The sequence below is a fragment of the Streptomyces sp. NPDC014656 genome (assembly GCF_043084305.1).
Taxonomy (GTDB): domain Bacteria; phylum Actinomycetota; class Actinomycetes; order Streptomycetales; family Streptomycetaceae; genus Streptomyces.
In genome coordinates, this window is sequence record NZ_JBIBZN010000012.1 from 150,476 (window position 1) to 166,791 (window position 16,316).

The 16,316-nt window shown below is 70.3% G+C and carries 14 protein-coding genes; all 14 read right to left on the bottom strand.

All coding sequences use genetic code 11. The annotated features are described in order from the left end of the window. Positions 1 to 55: 55 nt before the first annotated feature. The 14 genes from nuoN to ACF1ED_RS25945 all read right to left on the bottom strand — a co-directional run bounded on the left by nuoN (position 56) and on the right by ACF1ED_RS25945 (position 15,909). Positions 56 to 1,705, bottom strand: coding sequence for an NADH-quinone oxidoreductase subunit NuoN (gene nuoN / locus ACF1ED_RS25880; protein ID WP_391764287.1), 1,650 nt, complete (start codon positions 1,703 to 1,705; stop codon positions 56 to 58). Then, a complete protein-coding gene (locus ACF1ED_RS25885; protein WP_391764289.1) occupies positions 1,702 to 3,288 on the bottom strand; it encodes an NADH-quinone oxidoreductase subunit M in 1,587 nt (528 codons plus the stop codon). Before ACF1ED_RS25885 ends, nuoN begins: the two co-directional genes overlap by 4 nt. Before the next feature lie 4 nt (positions 3,289 to 3,292). Further along, positions 3,293 to 5,185 (bottom strand): NADH-quinone oxidoreductase subunit L, encoded by a 1,893-nt coding sequence (gene nuoL / locus ACF1ED_RS25890; RefSeq protein ID WP_391764291.1) that lies wholly within the window; start codon positions 5,183 to 5,185, stop codon positions 3,293 to 3,295. An 11-nt stretch (positions 5,186 to 5,196) separates the two neighbouring features. After that, on the bottom strand, positions 5,197 to 5,496 hold the full coding sequence (gene nuoK, locus ACF1ED_RS25895) for an NADH-quinone oxidoreductase subunit NuoK (protein WP_043227770.1): 300 nt from the start codon (positions 5,494 to 5,496) through the stop codon (positions 5,197 to 5,199). Next, positions 5,493 to 6,317 carry an NADH-quinone oxidoreductase subunit J gene (locus ACF1ED_RS25900; RefSeq protein WP_391764293.1) on the bottom strand — a complete coding sequence of 275 codons (825 nt, stop codon included), beginning with the start codon at positions 6,315 to 6,317 and terminating at the stop codon, positions 5,493 to 5,495. The genes nuoK and ACF1ED_RS25900 overlap by 4 nt, the downstream gene beginning before the upstream one ends. After that, a complete protein-coding gene (nuoI, locus tag ACF1ED_RS25905) occupies positions 6,314 to 6,931 on the bottom strand; it encodes an NADH-quinone oxidoreductase subunit NuoI (RefSeq protein ID WP_391764295.1) in 618 nt (205 codons plus the stop codon). Before nuoI ends, ACF1ED_RS25900 begins: the two co-directional genes overlap by 4 nt. Then, positions 6,924 to 8,279, bottom strand: coding sequence for an NADH-quinone oxidoreductase subunit NuoH (gene nuoH, locus ACF1ED_RS25910; protein WP_391764297.1), 1,356 nt, complete (start codon positions 8,277 to 8,279; stop codon positions 6,924 to 6,926). Before nuoH ends, nuoI begins: the two co-directional genes overlap by 8 nt. Beyond that, complete coding sequence (locus tag ACF1ED_RS25915) at positions 8,276 to 10,756, bottom strand: NADH-quinone oxidoreductase subunit G (protein ID WP_391764299.1); 2,481 nt, start codon at positions 10,754 to 10,756, stop codon at positions 8,276 to 8,278. Before ACF1ED_RS25915 ends, nuoH begins: the two co-directional genes overlap by 4 nt. Continuing rightward, complete coding sequence (gene nuoF / locus ACF1ED_RS25920) at positions 10,753 to 12,102, bottom strand: NADH-quinone oxidoreductase subunit NuoF (protein ID WP_391764301.1); 1,350 nt, start codon at positions 12,100 to 12,102, stop codon at positions 10,753 to 10,755. The genes ACF1ED_RS25915 and nuoF overlap by 4 nt, the downstream gene beginning before the upstream one ends. Continuing rightward, a complete protein-coding gene (gene nuoE, locus ACF1ED_RS25925) occupies positions 12,102 to 12,842 on the bottom strand; it encodes an NADH-quinone oxidoreductase subunit NuoE (RefSeq protein WP_391764303.1) in 741 nt (246 codons plus the stop codon). The genes nuoF and nuoE overlap by 1 nt, the downstream gene beginning before the upstream one ends. After that, on the bottom strand, positions 12,839 to 14,161 hold the full coding sequence (locus ACF1ED_RS25930) for an NADH-quinone oxidoreductase subunit D (RefSeq protein ID WP_391764305.1): 1,323 nt from the start codon (positions 14,159 to 14,161) through the stop codon (positions 12,839 to 12,841). The genes nuoE and ACF1ED_RS25930 overlap by 4 nt, the downstream gene beginning before the upstream one ends. Further along, on the bottom strand, positions 14,158 to 14,889 hold the full coding sequence (locus ACF1ED_RS25935; protein WP_391764307.1) for an NADH-quinone oxidoreductase subunit C: 732 nt from the start codon (positions 14,887 to 14,889) through the stop codon (positions 14,158 to 14,160). Before ACF1ED_RS25935 ends, ACF1ED_RS25930 begins: the two co-directional genes overlap by 4 nt. Before the next feature lie 88 nt (positions 14,890 to 14,977). Continuing rightward, on the bottom strand, positions 14,978 to 15,532 hold the full coding sequence (locus ACF1ED_RS25940) for an NADH-quinone oxidoreductase subunit B family protein (RefSeq protein WP_351844686.1): 555 nt from the start codon (positions 15,530 to 15,532) through the stop codon (positions 14,978 to 14,980). Between the two features lie 17 nt (positions 15,533 to 15,549). After that, a complete protein-coding gene (locus ACF1ED_RS25945) occupies positions 15,550 to 15,909 on the bottom strand; it encodes an NADH-quinone oxidoreductase subunit A (RefSeq protein WP_030494815.1) in 360 nt (119 codons plus the stop codon). Positions 15,910 to 16,316: the final 407 nt, after the last annotated feature.

Below are 16,316 nucleotides of genomic sequence, written 5' to 3' on the forward strand. Positions count from 1 at the left end.
CGGGCACGCGGAAGGGCCCGGCTCGCCCCCGAGCCGGGCCCTTCTCCTCGACGGGTCAGCGGACGAAGACGCTCGCCTGGCTCGCCAGGTCCAGGAAGTACTGCGGCGCGAGGCCGAGGACCAGGGTGACGACCACGCCCGCCGTGATGGTGAGGGTGGTCAGGACCGACGGCACGGCGACCGTGGGGCCGTCCGCCTTCGGCTCGCTGAAGAACATCAGCACGATCACCCGGATGTAGAAGAAGGCCGCCACCGCCGAGGCGAGGACGCCGACCACGACCAGCGCGCCCGCGCCGCCCTCCGCCGCCGCCTTGAAGACCGCGAACTTGCCGGAGAAGCCGGAGGTCAGCGGGATGCCGGCGAAGGCGAGGAGGAAGACCGCGAAGACGGCCGCCACGAGGGGCGAACGCCGGCCCAGGCCCGCCCACTTGGAGAGGTGGGTGGCCTCTCCGCCCGCGTCCCGCACCAGGGTGACGACGGCGAAGGCGCCGATCGTCACGAAGGAGTAGGCGCCCAGGTAGAAGAGGACGGACGAGATGCCGCTGGGGGTGGCGGCGATGACGCCCGCGAGCAGGAAGCCCGCGTGCGCGATCGACGAGTAGGCCAGCAGGCGCTTGATGTCGGTCTGGGTGATCGCGACGACCGCGCCGCCCAGCATCGTGACGATCGCGACGCCCCACATGACCGGCCGCCAGTCCCAGGTGAGCCCGGGGAGGACGACGTACAGCAGGCGGAGCAGCGCGCCGAAGGCTGCGACCTTGGTGGCGGCGGCCATGAAGCCGGTCACCGGGGTCGGGGCGCCCTGGTAGACGTCCGGGGTCCACATGTGGAAGGGGACGGCGCCGACCTTGAAGAGCAGGCCCGTCAGCAGGAGGGCGAAGCCGATCAGGAGGAGGACGTCGTTGCCCATCGTGCCGGCGAGCGCCGGGTTCACCGAGGCGACCGTGCCGTCGACCACGTCCGCGATCGCCGCGTACGAGACGGAGCCCGCGTAGCCGTAGAGCAGGGCGATCCCGAAGAGCAGGAAGGCCGAGGAGAAGGCGCCGAGCAGGAAGTACTTGACGGCCGCCTCCTGCGACATCAGCCGCTTGCGGCGGGCGAGGGCGCAGAGCAGGTACAGCGGGAGGGAGAAGACCTCCAGGGCGATGAAGAGGGTCAGGAGGTCGTTGGCGGCCGGGAAGACCAGCATGCCGGCGATCGCGAAGAGCGCGAGCGGGAAGACCTCGGTGGTGGTGAAGCCCGCCTTGACGGCGGCCTTCTCGTGGTCGCCGCCGGGGACGGCGGCGGCCTCGGCGGCGAAGGAGTCGACCTTGTGGCCGTGGTCGGCCGGGTCGAGCCTGCGCTCGGCGAAGGTGAAGACGGCGACGATCGAGGCGAGCAGGATCGTGCCCTGGAGGAACAGCGCGGGGCCGTCGACGGCGATGGCGCCCATGGCCGCGATGCGGGCCTTGGTGGTGCCGTAGCCGCCGGCCGCGAGGCCGACGACGGCGGCGAACGAGGCCGCGAGGGCCAGGACCGTCAGGAAGACCTGGCTGAGGTAGCGGCCCTTGCGGGGCACGAATGCCTCGACGAGGACGCCGAGGACGGCCGCGCCGACCACGATGAGCACCGGCGCGAGCTGGGTGTACTCGATCTTGGGTGCCGGGATCTTGTTCAGCGGCTCGGCGGCCGTCGTCCACAGGCTGTGGACAGCGAGGGCGTTCACTTGGCCGCCTCCACGTTCTGGACGGGGACTTCGGGCTGGGGGTCGGTCCGCTGGACGTCCGACATCGTGTGCCGGACGGCGGGGTTGACCACGTCGGTCAGCGGCTTCGGGAAGACGCCGAGGAAGAGCAGGACGGCGATCAGCGGGGCGACCACGGCCAGCTCGCGCGGCCGCAGGTCGGGCATCGACCGCACCTCCTCCTTCACCGGGCCCGTCATCGTCCGCTGGTAGAGGACGAGGACGTACAGCGCGGCGAGGACGATGCCGGTGGTGGCGACGATCCCGGCCACCGGGTAGCGGGCGAAGGTGCCGACCAGGACCAGGAACTCGCTGACGAACGGGGCGAGTCCGGGCAGCGACAGCGTCGCGAGACCGCCGATGAGGAAGGTGCCGGCGAGGACCGGCGCGACCTTCTGCACACCGCCGTAGTCGGCCATGAGCCGAGAGCCGCGCCGGGAGATCAGGAAGCCGGCGACCAGCATCAGGGCGGCGGTGGAGATGCCGTGGTTGACCATGTAGAGCGTGGCGCCCGACTGGCCCTGGCTGGTCATCGCGAAGATGCCCAGGATGATGAAGCCGAAGTGGGAGATCGACGCGTAGGCGACCAGCCGCTTGATGTCCCGCTGGCCGACCGCGACCAGCGCGCCGTACACGATGCTGACGAGCGCGAGGACGACGATCGCGGGGGTGGCCCACTTCGACGCCTCGGGGAAGAGCCCGAGGCAGAAGCGGAGCATCGCGAAGGTGCCGACCTTGTCGACCACCGCGGTGATGAGGACGGCGACCGGGGCGGTCGCCTCCCCCATCGCGTTCGGCAGCCAGGTGTGCAGCGGCCACAGCGGCGCCTTCACCGCGAAGGCGAAGAAGAAGCCGAGGAAGAGCCACCGCTCGGTGCTGGTCGCCATCTCCAGCGAGCCGTTGGCCCGCGCCTCGGCGATCTCGGTGAGCGAGAAGTTCCCCGCGACCGTGTAGAGCCCGATGACCGCGGCCAGCATGATCAGGCCGCCGACCAGGTTGTAGAGCAGGAACTTCACCGCCGCGTACGACCGCTGGGCCGCCGCGTTCTCGTCGGTGCCGCTGTGCGCGCGGTCGCCGAAGCCGCCGATGAGGAAGTACATCGGGATGAGCATGGCTTCGAAGAGGATGTAGAAGAGGAAGACGTCGGTGGCCTCGAAGGAGAGGATCACCATCGCCTCGACCATGAGGATCAGGGCGAAGAAGCCCTGGGTCGGACGCCAGCGCTTCGACTGCGTCTCCAGGGGGTCGGCGTCGTGCCAGCCGGCCAGGACGATGAACGGGATCAGCAGCGCGGTCAGCGCGATCAGCGCCACCCCGATGCCGTCGACGCCCAGCTCGTACCGGACGCCGAAGTCCCGGATCCAGGAGTGGGACTCGACCAGCTGGTAGCGGTCGCCGCCCGGCTCGAAGCGGGCGAAGACGATCCCGGCGAGCACCAGCGTGGCCAGCGAGACGAGCAGCGCCAGCCACTTGGCGGTGGTGCGGCGGGCGGCGGGCACGGCGGCGGTGAGGATCGCACCGACCGCCGGCACCGCTGCCGTCGCCGTAAGGAGCGGGAAGGACATCGGGTTACACCGCCCTCATCAGCAGGGTCGCGGCGATGAGGACCGCCGTACCGCCGAACATGGAGACCGCGTACGAGCGGACGCGGCCGTTCTGCAGCTTGCGCAGCCGGCCGGAGAGCCCGCCGACGCCCGCCGCCGTGCCGTTGACCACGCCGTCCACGAGGCTGTGGTCGACGTAGACCAGCGAGCGGGTCAGGTGGGTGCCGCCGGTGACGAAGACGGCGTGGTTGAAGTCGTCCTGGAGCAGGTCGCGGCGGGCCGCCCGGGTGAGCAGCGAGCCGCGCGGCGCGACCACCGGCACCGGGCGGCGCCCGTACTGGAGGTACGCGAGGCCGACGCCGATCACCATGACGGCGACGGTGGCGGCGGTGACGGCGGCGGCGCCGATCGGCGCGTGGCCGTGCTCGAAGCCGGTGACGGGCTCCAGCCACTCGACGAAGCCGGCGAACTCGAAGACGGCGCCTCCGGCGACCGAGCCGACGGCCAGCAGGACCATCGGGACGACCATGGACTTCGGGGACTCGTGCGGGTGCGGCGGGTTGCCGTCCGCGTCCGGCTGCCAGCGCTTCTCGCCGAAGAAGGTCATCAGCATCACGCGCGTCATGTAGTACGCGGTGATGGCGGCGCCCAGCAGGGTGACCGCGCCGAGGATCCAGCCCTCGGTGCCGCCCTTGGCGAAGGCCGCCTCGATGATCTTGTCCTTGGAGAAGAAGCCGGAGAGGCCCGGGAAGCCGATGATGGCGAGGTAGCCGAGGCCGAAGGTGATGAAGGTGAGCGGCATGTACTTCCTGAGGCCGCCGTACTTCCTCATGTCGACCTCGTCGTTCATGCCGTGCATGACCGAACCGGCGCCGAGGAACAGTCCGGCCTTGAAGAAGCCGTGCGTCACCAGGTGCATGATCGCGAAGACGTAGCCGATCGGGCCGAGGCCGGCCGCCAGGATCATGTAGCCGATCTGCGACATCGTGGATCCGGCGAGGGCCTTCTTGATGTCGTCCTTCGCGCAACCGACGATCGCACCGAAGAGCAGCGTGACCGCGCCGACGATGGTGACGACGAGCTGCGCGTCCGGCGCCGCGTTGAAGATGTCGGCGGAACGGACGATCAGGTAGACGCCGGCGGTGACCATGGTCGCCGCGTGGATGAGGGCCGAGACCGGGGTCGGGCCCTCCATCGCGTCACCCAGCCAGGACTGCAGCGGCACCTGGGCCGACTTGCCGCAGGCCGCGAGGAGCAGCATCAGGCCGATCGCCGTCAGCTTGCCCTCCGAGGTCTCCCCCGCCGACGCCAGGACCGGGCCGAAGGCGAAGGTGCCGAAGGTGGTGAACATCAGCATGATCGCGATCGACAGGCCCATGTCGCCGACCCGGTTGACCAGGAAGGCCTTCTTCGCGGCGGTGGCCGCGCTGGGCTTGTGCTGCCAGAAGCCGATCAGGAGGTACGAGGCGAGGCCGACGCCCTCCCAGCCGAAGTACAGCAGCAGGTAGTTGTCGGCGAGGACCAGCAGCAGCATCGCGGCGACGAACAGGTTCAGGTAGCCGAAGAAGCGGCGGCGCCGCTCGTCGTGCTCCATGTACCCGATCGAGTACACGTGGATGAGCGTGCCCACGCCGGTGATCAGCAGGACGAAGGTCATCGACAGCTGGTCGAGCTGGAAGGCGATGTCCGCCTGGAAGCCCTCGACGGGGATCCAGGTGAACAGGTGCTGGTGCATCGCCCGGTCCTCGGCGCCCTTGCCGAGCATGTCGGCGAAGAGCGCGAGACCGATGACGAAGGAGACGGCCGCGAGGAGCGTGCCGAGCCAGTGCCCGGTCTTGTCGAGCCGGCGGCCGCCGCACAGCAGGACGGCCGCTCCGAGCAGGGGCGCCGCGATGAGCAGCGCAATCAGGTTGTCCACGGTTCAGCCCCTCACAGCTTCATCAGGCTGGCGTCGTCGACCGAGGCCGAGTGGCGGGATCGGAAGACGGACACGATGATCGCGAGCCCGACGACGACCTCCGCGGCGGCCACGACCATCGTGAAGAAGGCGATGATCTGGCCGTCGAGGTTGCCGTGCATGCGGGAGAAGGTGACGAACGCGAGGTTGCAGGCGTTCAGCATCAGCTCCACGCACATGAAGACCACGATCGCGTTCCGCCGGATCAGCACCCCGACCGCACCGATGGTGAACAACAGGGCGGCGAGGTAGAGATAGTTGACGGGGTTCACCGGTTGGCCTCCTCTTCGTCCCGGTCGCGTCCGAGCCGCTCCGAGGAGCGCTGCTCCAGGGCCTTGAGATCGGCGAGCGCCTCACCCGACACGTCCCGCACCTGGCCCCGCTTGCGCAGGGTCGAGATGACGGTGAGCTCGGACGGGGTGCCGTCGGGCAGCAGGCCCGGCACGTCCACGGCGTTGTGCCGGGCGTAGACGCCGGGGGCGGGCAGCGGCGGCAGGTGCTTGCCCTCGCGCACGCGCTGCTCGGCCAGCTCGCGCTGGGTGCGGGCCCGCTCGGTGCGCTCCCGGTGGGTGAGGAGCATCGCGCCGACGGACGCGGTGATCAGCAGGGCGCCGGTGATCTCGAAGGCGAAGACGTACTTGGTGAAGATGAGGGCCGCCAGGCCCTCCACGTTCCCCCCGTGGGCCGCGTTGGCCGCGCCGAGGCCGGCGAACTCGGTCAGCGCCGCGTTCCCGATGCCGGCGAAGAGCAGGACGCCGAAGCCGAGGCCGCAGGCGGCGGCCCACCAGCGCTGGCCCTTGATGGTCTCCTTCAGCGAGTCCGCGGCCGTGACGCCGACCAGCATGACGACGAAGAGGAAGAGCATCATGATCGCGCCGGTGTAGACGACGATCTGGACGATGCCGAGGAAGTACGCGCCGTTGGCCAGGTAGAAGACCGCGAGGACGATCATCGTGCCGGCCAGGCAGAGGGCCGAGTGGACGGCCTTCTTCATCAGGATGGTGCACAGCGCGCCGACGACGGCGACGGTGCCGAGCACCCAGAACTGGAACGCCTCGCCGGTGGAGGTGGCGTAGGCGGCGAGCGCGCTCATCGGCCGATCACCTTCCCCGACGCCGGCTCGTCCTCGCCGAAGGTCGACTCGCCCTCCTGCGGGCCCTCTCCCTTGGAGACGGCGGCCTGGCGCTCGGTCCCGGGCGCCGCCTCGGTGACCAGGCCCCGGTAGTAGTCCTGCTCGGTCATGCCGGGGAAGATCGCGTGCGGGGTGTCGACCATCCGCTCGTCGAGGCCCGCGAGCAGCTGCTCCTTGGTGTAGATCAGGTTCTCGCGGGAGGAGTCGGCCAGCTCGAACTCGTTCGTCATCGTCAGCGCGCGGGTGGGGCACGCCTCGATGCACAGCCCGCACAGGATGCAGCGGGCGTAGTTGATCTGGTAGACGCGGCCGTACCGCTCGCCGGGCGAGTAGCGCTCCTCGTCCGTGTTGTCCGCGCCCTCCACGTAGATGGCGTCGGCGGGACAGGCCCAGGCGCACAGCTCGCAGCCGACGCACTTCTCCAGGCCGTCCGGGTGGCGGTTGAGCTGGTGCCGGCCGTGGAAGCGGGGTGCCGTCGTCTTCTTCTGCTCCGGGTACTGCTCGGTCAGCCGCTTCTTGAACATGGCCTTGAAGGTCACGCCGAAGCCGGCCACCGGATTCTGGAAGTCAGACACGATCCGTCCCCCTCTCATCACTCTCAGTAGCAGTATCGGGGCCACCACTGACAACGAGGTCCCGCTGGTGTCGGGGCCTGCGCCGGGGCACGGGCGGCAGGGACTGTCCGGGCTTGGGCGGTACGGGGAAGCCGCCGGCCATCGGGTCGAAGGCCCGCTCGGCCGCGGCCGCCGGCTCCTCCTTCTTCCGGTCGCGGTAGAAGTCGGCGAGGAAGGAGAGCAGCAGCACCACCAGGACGGCACCGGCCACGTACAGCACGATGTTGGTGAAGGCGATGTTCTCGTTGCGCAGTGCCCGGACGGTGGCGACCAGCATCAGCCAGACCACGGAGACCGGGATGAGCACCTTCCAGCCGAGCTTCATCAGCTGGTCGTAGCGGACCCGGGGCAGGGTGCCGCGCAACCAGATGAAGAAGAAGAGCAGCAGCTGCACCTTGAGGACGAACCACAGCATCGGCCACCAGCCGTGGTTGGCGCCCTCCCAGAAGGTGCTGATCGGGTACGGGGCCCGCCAGCCGCCCAGGAAGAGGGTCACCGACACGGCGGAGACCGTCACCATGTTCACGTACTCGGCGAGCATGAACATCGCGAACTTGATGGAGGAGTACTCGGTGTTGAAGCCGCCGACGAGGTCGCCCTCGGACTCCGGCATGTCGAAGGGGGCGCGGTTGGTCTCGCCCACCATCGTCACGATGTAGATGAGGAAGGAGACCGGCAGCAGGACGATGAACCAGCGGTCCTGCTGGGCCTCGACGATCGCCGAGGTCGACATCGAGCCGGAGTAGAGGAAGACGGAGGCGAAGGCCGCGCCCATGGCGATCTCGTACGAGATCATCTGGGCGCAGGAGCGCAGTCCGCCGAGGAGCGGGTACGTGGAGCCGGAGGACCAGCCGGCGAGCACGATGCCGTAGATGCCGACGGAGGCGACCGCGAGGATGTAGAGCATCGCGATCGGCAGGTCGGTGAGCTGCATCGTGGTGCGCTGGCCGAAGATCGACACCTCGTTGCCGGCCGGGCCGAAGGGGATCACGGCGATCGCCATGAAGGCGGGGACGGCGGCGACGATCGGGGCCAGGACGTAGACGACCTTGTCGGCCCGCTTGACGATCACGTCCTCCTTGAGCATCAGCTTGATGCCGTCCGCGAGGGACTGGAGGAGGCCCCAGGGGCCGTGCCGGTTGGGGCCGATGCGCAGCTGCATCCAGGCGACGACCTTGCGCTCCCACACGATGGAGAAGAGCACGGTGACCATCAGGAACGCGAAGCAGAAGACGGCCTTGACCGCGACGAGCCACCAGGGGTCCGTCCCGAACAGGGAGAGGTCCTCGGCTGCGAGGAGCGTGTTCACGCCTGCACCTCCTTCGGGGTGGCCGGGCCGATGCGGACCACGTCGCCCGGGCGGGCGCCGGTGTCGGCGAGGACGCCCCGGCCGGCCGAGTTCAGGGGGAGCCAGACGACCCGGTCGGGCATCTCGGTGACCTGGAGGGGGAAGGCGACCGTGCCGGCGGGGCCGGAGACTTCGAGGAGGTCGCCGTCCTTGACGCCGGTGTCGGCGGCGGTGCCGGCGGAGAGCCGGGCGACCGCCGCGTGCCGGGTGCCGGCCAGGGCGGTGTCGCCCTCCTGGAGGCGGCCGAGGTCGAGCAGCAGCCGGTGGCCGGCGAGGACGGCCTCGCCGTCGGCGGGCCGGGGCGCCGGGACCGCGTGGGCGGTGGGCTCGGAGGCCCGCTCCTCGGTCCAGCGGCCGAGCCGGTCCAGCTCGCGCCGGGCCGACTTGAGGTCGGGCAGGGCGAGGTGGGCGTCCATGGCGTCGGCGAGCATGTGGAGCACGCGCGCGTCCGTGGGGGCGAGCGGGCGGGTCATCTGCTCGGGCTTGAGCGCGGCCTCGAACATCCGGGCGCGGCCTTCCCAGTTGAGGAAGGTGCCGGGCTTCTCGGCGACGGCGGCGACCGGCAGGACGACGTCGGCGCGCTCGGTGACCGCGCCGGGGCGCAGTTCGAGGGAGACGACGAAGGCGGCGTCGAGCGCTTCGCGGGCGCGCGCCGGGTCCGGGAGGTCGTCGACGCCGACGCCGCCGACGAGGAGTCCGGCGAGTTCGCCGGAGGCGGCGGCCTCGACGATCTGGCCGGTGTCGCGGCCGTAGCCGTGCGGGAGTTCGCGGACGCCCCAGGCGGCGGCGACCTCCTCCCGGGCGCGGGGGTCGGTCGCGGGACGGCCGCCGGGCAGCAGGCTCGGCAGCGCGCCGGCCTCGATCGCGCCGCGCTCGCCGGCCCGGCGGGGGATCCAGACGAGCTTCGCGCCGGTGGCGGCGGAGGCCCGCAGGGCGGCGGTGAGCGCGCCGGGCACGGCGGCGAGCCGCTCGCCGACGGCGATGACGGCGCCCTCCCGGCGGAGTTCCTCGGCGGCGGCCCAGCCGGTGGGGTCGAGGCCGACGCGGGAGGTGAGGGCGTCGAGCCACTCGGTCTCGGTGCCGGGGGCGGCGGGCAGCAGGGTGCCGCCGGCCTTCTCCAGGCCCCGGGTGGCGTGGGTGGCGACCGCGTACGTCTTCTGTCCGTGCTTGCGCCAGGCCTTGCGGAGCCGCAGGAAGACGCCGGGGGCCTCCTCCTCGGACTCCAGGCCGACGAGGAGCACCATCGGCGCGGCTTCGAGGGTCGTGTACGTGACCCCGGTTCCGTCCAGGTCGCGGCCGCGTCCGGCGACGGCGGAGGCGAGGAAGTCGGCCTCCTCGCCGGAGTGGACCCGGGCGCGGAAGTCGACGTCGTTGGTGTCGAGGGCGACGCGGGCGAACTTGGCGTAGGCGTAGGCGTCCTCGACGGTGAGCCGGCCGCCGGCGAGGACGCCGGTGCGGCCGCGGACGAGGCCGCGGGCGGCGGCTTCCAGGGCCTCGGGCCAGGAGGCCGGTTCGAGGACGCCGTCGGCGTTGCGCACGAGGGGGGTCGTCAGCCGGTCGCGCTGCTGCGCGTACCGGAAGCCGAACCGGCCCTTGTCGCAGATCCACTCCTCGTTGACCTCGGGGTCGTTCTGCGCGAGGCGGCGCATGACCTTGCCGCGCCGGTGGTCGGTGCGGGTGGCACAGCCGCCGGCGCAGTGCTCGCACACGGAGGGCGAGGACACCAGGTCGAAGGGGCGGGAGCGGAAGCGGTAGGCGGCCGAGGTGAGGGCGCCGACCGGGCAGATCTGGATGGTGTTGCCGGAGAAGTACGACTCGAAGGGGTCGCCCTCGCCGGTGCCGACCTGCTGGAGGGCGCCGCGCTCGACGAGCTCGATCATCGGGTCGCCGGCGACCTGGTTGGAGAAGCGGGTGCAGCGGGCGCAGAGCACGCACCGCTCGCGGTCGAGCAGCACCTGGGTGGAGATCGGCACCGGCTTCTCGTAGGTGCGCTTGACGCCCTCGAAGCGGGACTCGGCCTGCCCGTGGGACATGGCCTGGTTCTGCAGCGGGCACTCGCCGCCCTTGTCGCAGACCGGGCAGTCCAGCGGGTGGTTGATGAGCAGCAGCTCCATCACGCCGTGCTGGGCCTTCTCGGCGACCGGGCTGGTCAGCTGCGACTTGACGACCATGCCGTCGGTGCAGGTGATGGTGCAGGAGGCCATCGGCTTGCGCTGGCCCTCGACCTCGACGATGCACTGGCGGCAGGCGCCGGCGGGGTCGAGGAGGGGGTGGTCGCAGAAGCGGGGGATCTCGATGCCGAGCTGTTCGGCGGCGCGGATGACCAGGGTCCCCTTGGGGACGGAGATCTCGGCGCCGTCGATGGTCAGCGTGACCAGGTCCTCCGGTGGTACCGCCGGGCTTCCGCCGCCGGACGGGCCGGCCGTGGTGACCGTCATGCCGTCACCTCCTTGTGGTTGTCCGCCCAGGCGGTCGACTTGGCCGGGTCGAAGGGGCAGCCCTTGCCCGTGATGTGCTGCTCGTACTCCTCGCGGAAGTACTTGAGCGAGGAGAAGATCGGCGAGGCGGCGCCGTCGCCGAGGGCGCAGAACGACTTGCCGTTGATGTTGTCGGCGATGTCGTTGAGCTTGTCGAGGTCGGCCATCTCGCCCCGGCCCGCCTCGATGTCGCGGAGCAGCTGGACGAGCCAGTAGGTGCCCTCGCGGCAGGGGGTGCACTTGCCGCAGGACTCGTGGGCGTAGAACTCGGTCCAGCGGGTGACGGCGCGGACCACGCAGGTGGTCTCGTCGAAGCACTGGAGGGCCTTGGTGCCGAGCATGGAGCCGGCGGCGCCGACGCCCTCGTAGTCGAGCGGCACGTCCAGGTGCTCGTCGGTGAACATGGGGGTGGAGGAGCCGCCGGGGGTCCAGAACTTGAGCCGGTGCCCGGGGCGCATCCCGCCGCTCATGTCGAGGAGCTGGCGCAGGGTGATGCCGAGGGGGGCCTCGTACTGGCCGGGCGAGGCGACGTGCCCGGAGAGCGAGTAGAGCGTGAAGCCCGGGGACTTCTCGCTGCCCATCGAGGTGAACCATTCCTTGCCGCGGTTGAGGATCGCGGGAACGGAGGCGATGGACTCGACGTTGTTCACCACGGTGGGGCAGGCGTACAGACCGGCGACCGCGGGGAAGGGGGGCCGCAGCCGGGGCTGGCCGCGGCGTCCTTCGAGGGAGTCGAGGAGGGCGGTCTCCTCGCCGCAGATGTACGCGCCGGCGCCGGCGTGCACGGTGAGTTCGACGTCGAGCCCGCTGCCGAGGACGTTCGTGCCGAGGTAGCCGGCCCGGTAGGCCTCGCGGACCGCCTCGTGGAGGCGGCGCAGGACGGGGACGACCTCGCCGCGCAGGTAGATGAAGGCGTGGCTGGAGCGGATCGCGTAGCAGGCGATCACGATGCCCTCGATGAGGGAGTGCGGGTTGGCGAAGAGGAGGGGGATGTCCTTGCAGGTGCCGGGCTCGGACTCGTCGGCGTTGACGACGAGGTAGTGCGGCTTGCCGTCGCCCTGCGGGATGAACTGCCACTTCATGCCGGTGGGGAAGCCGGCGCCGCCGCGTCCGCGGAGGCCGGATTCCTTCACGTAGGCGATGAGGTCGTCGGGGCTCATCGCGAGGGCCTTGCGCAGGCCCCGGTAGCCCTCGTGGCGTTCGTACGTCTCCAGGGTCCAGGAGTCCGGCTGGTCCCAGAACGCGGAGAGCACCGGGGAGAGCAGCTTCTCGGGGCTGCTGGAGTCGATCTCGGCGGCCAATGTCATCACGCTCCCTCCTGACCGGCTGCCTCGCCGCGCGGGTGGACGATTCGGGTGTGCGGGGCCTCGCCCTTGGCCAGGCGGAGGCCGACGAGGGAGGCGGGCCCGGCGCCGCCGGTGGCCTCGACGGCGCCGGGGCGCTCGTCGGGGAAGCCGGCGAGGATCCGGGCGGTCTCCTTGAAGGTGCAGAGGGGGGCGCCGCGGGTGGGTTCGACGGTGCGGCCCGCGCGGAGGTCGTCGACCATCTTCTTGGCCGACTCGGGGGTCTGGTTGTCGAAGAACTCCCAGTTGACCATCACCACGGGGGCGAAGTCGCAGGCCGCGTTGCACTCGATGTGTTCGAGGGTGATCCGGCCGTCCTCGGTGGTGCCGTTGTTGCCGACGCCGAGGTGCTCCTGGAGCTCCTCGAAGATGGCGTCGCCGCCCATGACCGCGCAGAGCGTGTTGGTGCAGACGCCGACCTGGTAGTCGCCGGACGGCTTGCGGCGGTACATCGTGTAGAAGGTGGCGACGGCGGTGACCTCGGCGGTGGTCAGGCCGAGCATGTCGGCGCAGAAGGCCATGCCGGTACGGGTCACGTGGCCCTCCTCCGACTGCACGAGGTGCAGCATCGGCAGGAGCGCGGAGCGGGAGCCGGGGTAGCGGTCGATGATCGCCTTCGCGTCCTCCTCCAGCCGGGCCCGGACGTCGTCCGGGTAGGCGGGGGCGGGAAGCTGGGGCATCCCGAGGCTGACGTTCTCCGTCATCGGTCGACGCCTCCCATCACGGGGTCGATGGAGGCGACGGCGACGATGACGTCGGCGACCTGGCCGCCCTCGCACATCGCGGCCATGGCCTGGAGGTTGGTGAAGGACGGGTCGCGGAAGTGGACCCGGAAGGGGCGGGTGCCGCCGTCGGAGACGACGTGCACGCCGAGTTCGCCCTTGGGGGACTCGACGGCCGCGTAGGCCTGGCCGGCCGGGACCCGGAAGCCCTCGGTGACCAGCTTGAAGTGGTGGATCAGGGCCTCCATGGAGGTGCCCATGATCTTCTTGATGTGGTCGAGGGAGTTGCCGAGGCCGTCGGGGCCGAGGGCGAGCTGCGCGGGCCAGGCGATCTTCTTGTCGCCGACCATGACCGGGCCGGGTTCGAGCCGGTCGAGGCACTGCTCGACGATCCGCAGCGACTGGCGCATCTCCTCCAGGCGGATGAGGAAGCGGCCGTAGGCGTCGCAGGTGTCGGCGGTGGGGACCTCGAAGTCGTAGTTCTCGTAGCCGCAGTACGGGTCGGTCTTCCGCAGGTCGTGCGGGAGGCCCGCCGACCGGAGGATCGGTCCGGTGGCGCCGAGGGCCATGCAGCCGGTGAGGTCGAGGTGGCCGACGTCCTGCATGCGGGCCTTGAAGATGGGGTTGCCGGTGGCGAGCTTGTCGTACTCCGGCAGGTTCTTCTTCATGGTCTTCACGAACTCGCGCACGGCGTCGACGCCGCCGGGCGGGAGGTCCTGGGCGAGGCCGCCGGGCCGGATGTAGGCGTGGTTCATGCGCAGGCCGGTGATCAGCTCGTACAGGTCCAGGATCATCTCGCGGTCCCGGAAGCCGTAGATCATGATCGTGGTGGCGCCGAGCTCCATGCCGCCGGTGGCGATGCACACCAGGTGCGAGGAGAGCCGGTTGAGCTCCATGAGGAGGACCCGGATGACGCTCGCCCGGTCGGGGACGTCGTCGGTGATGCCGAGCAGCTTCTCCACGCCGAGGCAGTACGCCGTCTCGTTGTAGAACGAGGTGAGGTAGTCCATGCGCGTGACGAAGGTGGTGCCCTGCGTCCAGGTCCGGTACTCGAGGTTCTTCTCGATGCCGGTGTGGAGGTAGCCGATGCCGCAGCGGGCCTCGGTGACGGTCTCGCCGTCGATCTCCAGGATGAGCCGGAGCACGCCGTGGGTGGACGGGTGCTGGGGGCCCATGTTGACGACGATCCGCTCGTCGTCGGCCTTCGCCGCGGACTGGACGACCTCGTCCCAGTCGCCGCCGGTGACCGTGTAGACGGCGCCCTCGGTCGTGTCGCGGGGGCTGGATGCTGTGCTGTTCACGAGTACGACCTCCGCTGGTCCGGAGCCGGGATCTGGGCGCCCTTGTACTCGACGGCGATGCCGCCGAGCGGATAGTCCTTGCGCTGCGGGTGGCCCTGCCAGTCGTCCGGCATCATGATCCGGGTGAGGGCCTGGTGGCCTTCGAAGACGATTCCGAAGAAGTCGTAGGTCTCGCGCTCGTGCCAGTCGTTCGTCGGGTAGACGGCGGTCAGCGAGGGGATCCTCGGGTCGGCGTCCGGGGCCGAGACCTCCAGGCGGATCAGCCGGCCGTGGGTGAGCGAGCGCAGGTGGTAGACGGCGTGCAGCTCGCGGCCCTTGTCGCCCGGGTAGTGGACGCCGGAGACGCCGGTGCAGAGCTCGAAGCGGAGCGCCGGGTCGTCGCGCAGGGTGCGGGCGACCCGGACGAGGTGCTCGCGCTCGATGTGGAAGGTGAGCTCGCCGCGGTCGACGACCGTCTTCTCGATGGCGTTGCCGGGGACGAGCCCCTGTTCCTCCAGGGCGCCTTCGAGCTCGTCGGCGACCTCGTCGAACCAGCCGCCGTAGGGGCGGGCGGCGGGGCCGGGGAGGCGGATCGAGCGGACGAGGCCGCCGTAGCCGGAGGTGTCGCCGCCGTTGTTCGCGCCGAACATGCCGCGCTGGAGCCGGACCTCCTCCCCGTGTTCGCCGCGCTGACCGGGCAGGTTCTGCTCGCTCAGCTCCTTCTCGGGGTTCGGGGTTTCGTCGCTCACGGTGTCGTCCCGTTCCCTTCTCCGCCCGCGCGGCGCGATGGCGCGGCTTTCGTCGTCGGCTGCGGCCCGGTGGCCGCGCGTGCGTCGGTCACCGCAGCAGACCCTTCATCTCGATGGTCGGCAGCGCCTTGAGCGCCGCCTCCTCCGCCTCGCGGGCCGCCTCCTCGGCGTTCACGCCGAGCTTGGAGCCCTGGATCTTCTGGTGGAGCTTGAGGATCGCGTCCACCAGCATCTCCGGGCGCGGCGGGCAGCCGGGCAGGTAGATGTCGACCGGCACGATGTGGTCGACGCCCTGCACGATCGCGTAGTTGTTGAACATCCCGCCCGACGAGGCGCAGACGCCCATGGAGATGACCCACTTGGGGTTGGGCATCTGGTCGTAGACCTGCCGCAGGACGGGCGCCATCTTCTGGCTGACCCGGCCCGCGACGATCATCAGGTCGGCCTGGCGCGGGGAGCCGCGGAAGACCTCCATGCCGAAGCGGGCGAGGTCGTAGCGGCCGGCGCCGGTCGTCATCATCTCGATGGCGCAGCAGGCGAGGCCGAAGGTCGCGGGGAAGACGGATGCCTTCCGGACCCAGCCCGCGGCCTGCTCGACGGTGGTCAGCAGGAAACCGCTGGGCAGCTTCTCTTCGAGTCCCATGGGTGCTCCTCAGCCCCTCAGTCCCATTCCAGGCCGCCGCGACGCCACACGTAGGCGTAGGCGACGAAGACGGTGAGCACGAAGAGCAGCATCTCCACGAGCCCGAAAAGCCCCAGGGCGTCGAAGGTGACCGCCCAGGGGTAGAGGAAGACGATCTCGATGTCGAAGACGATGAAGAGCATCGCCGTCAGGTAGTACTTGATGGGGAAGCGGCCGCCACCGGCGGGAGTGGGCGTCGGCTCGATGCCGCACTCGTACGCCTCAAGTTTTGCCCTGTTGTACCGCTTTGGCCCGATTAGCGTGGCCATGACCACGGAGAAGATCGCAAACCCCGCACCCAGGGCACCGAGCACGAGGATGGGCGCGTACGCATTCACGCTCCTCGCTCCTTCCAGTCGTCCTTGACCGTTGGACCGCACTGCCGGCTCGCGGAACCTCCGGAGCGACCTCCAGGAAGATCGCCCACATGTGAGGCAGTTCACAAGCCTGACGTCCGCGTATCTTAAGCCCGCCCCTCTGTGATCTGCGACACGGGGGTCGCCAACGGATTTGTGATCTCTACCACCTGACGAAGGATCATGAAGTCGGATGAGCGGTGATCTTGTCGCGTGAAGCGCCCAGGTGATCACCAGGTGTGACATTCGGACCGGAAATCGCTGGTGGGAGCGGGTGGCGCTCTATCAAGAGATGGTCCATGCAAGCAAATTGGCAGTGGACGCGACCGGGTGATATAGGCATCCGCATCGCCCGTCCGAGGGGTCGGCGGGATGGAAGTGGACGCCCC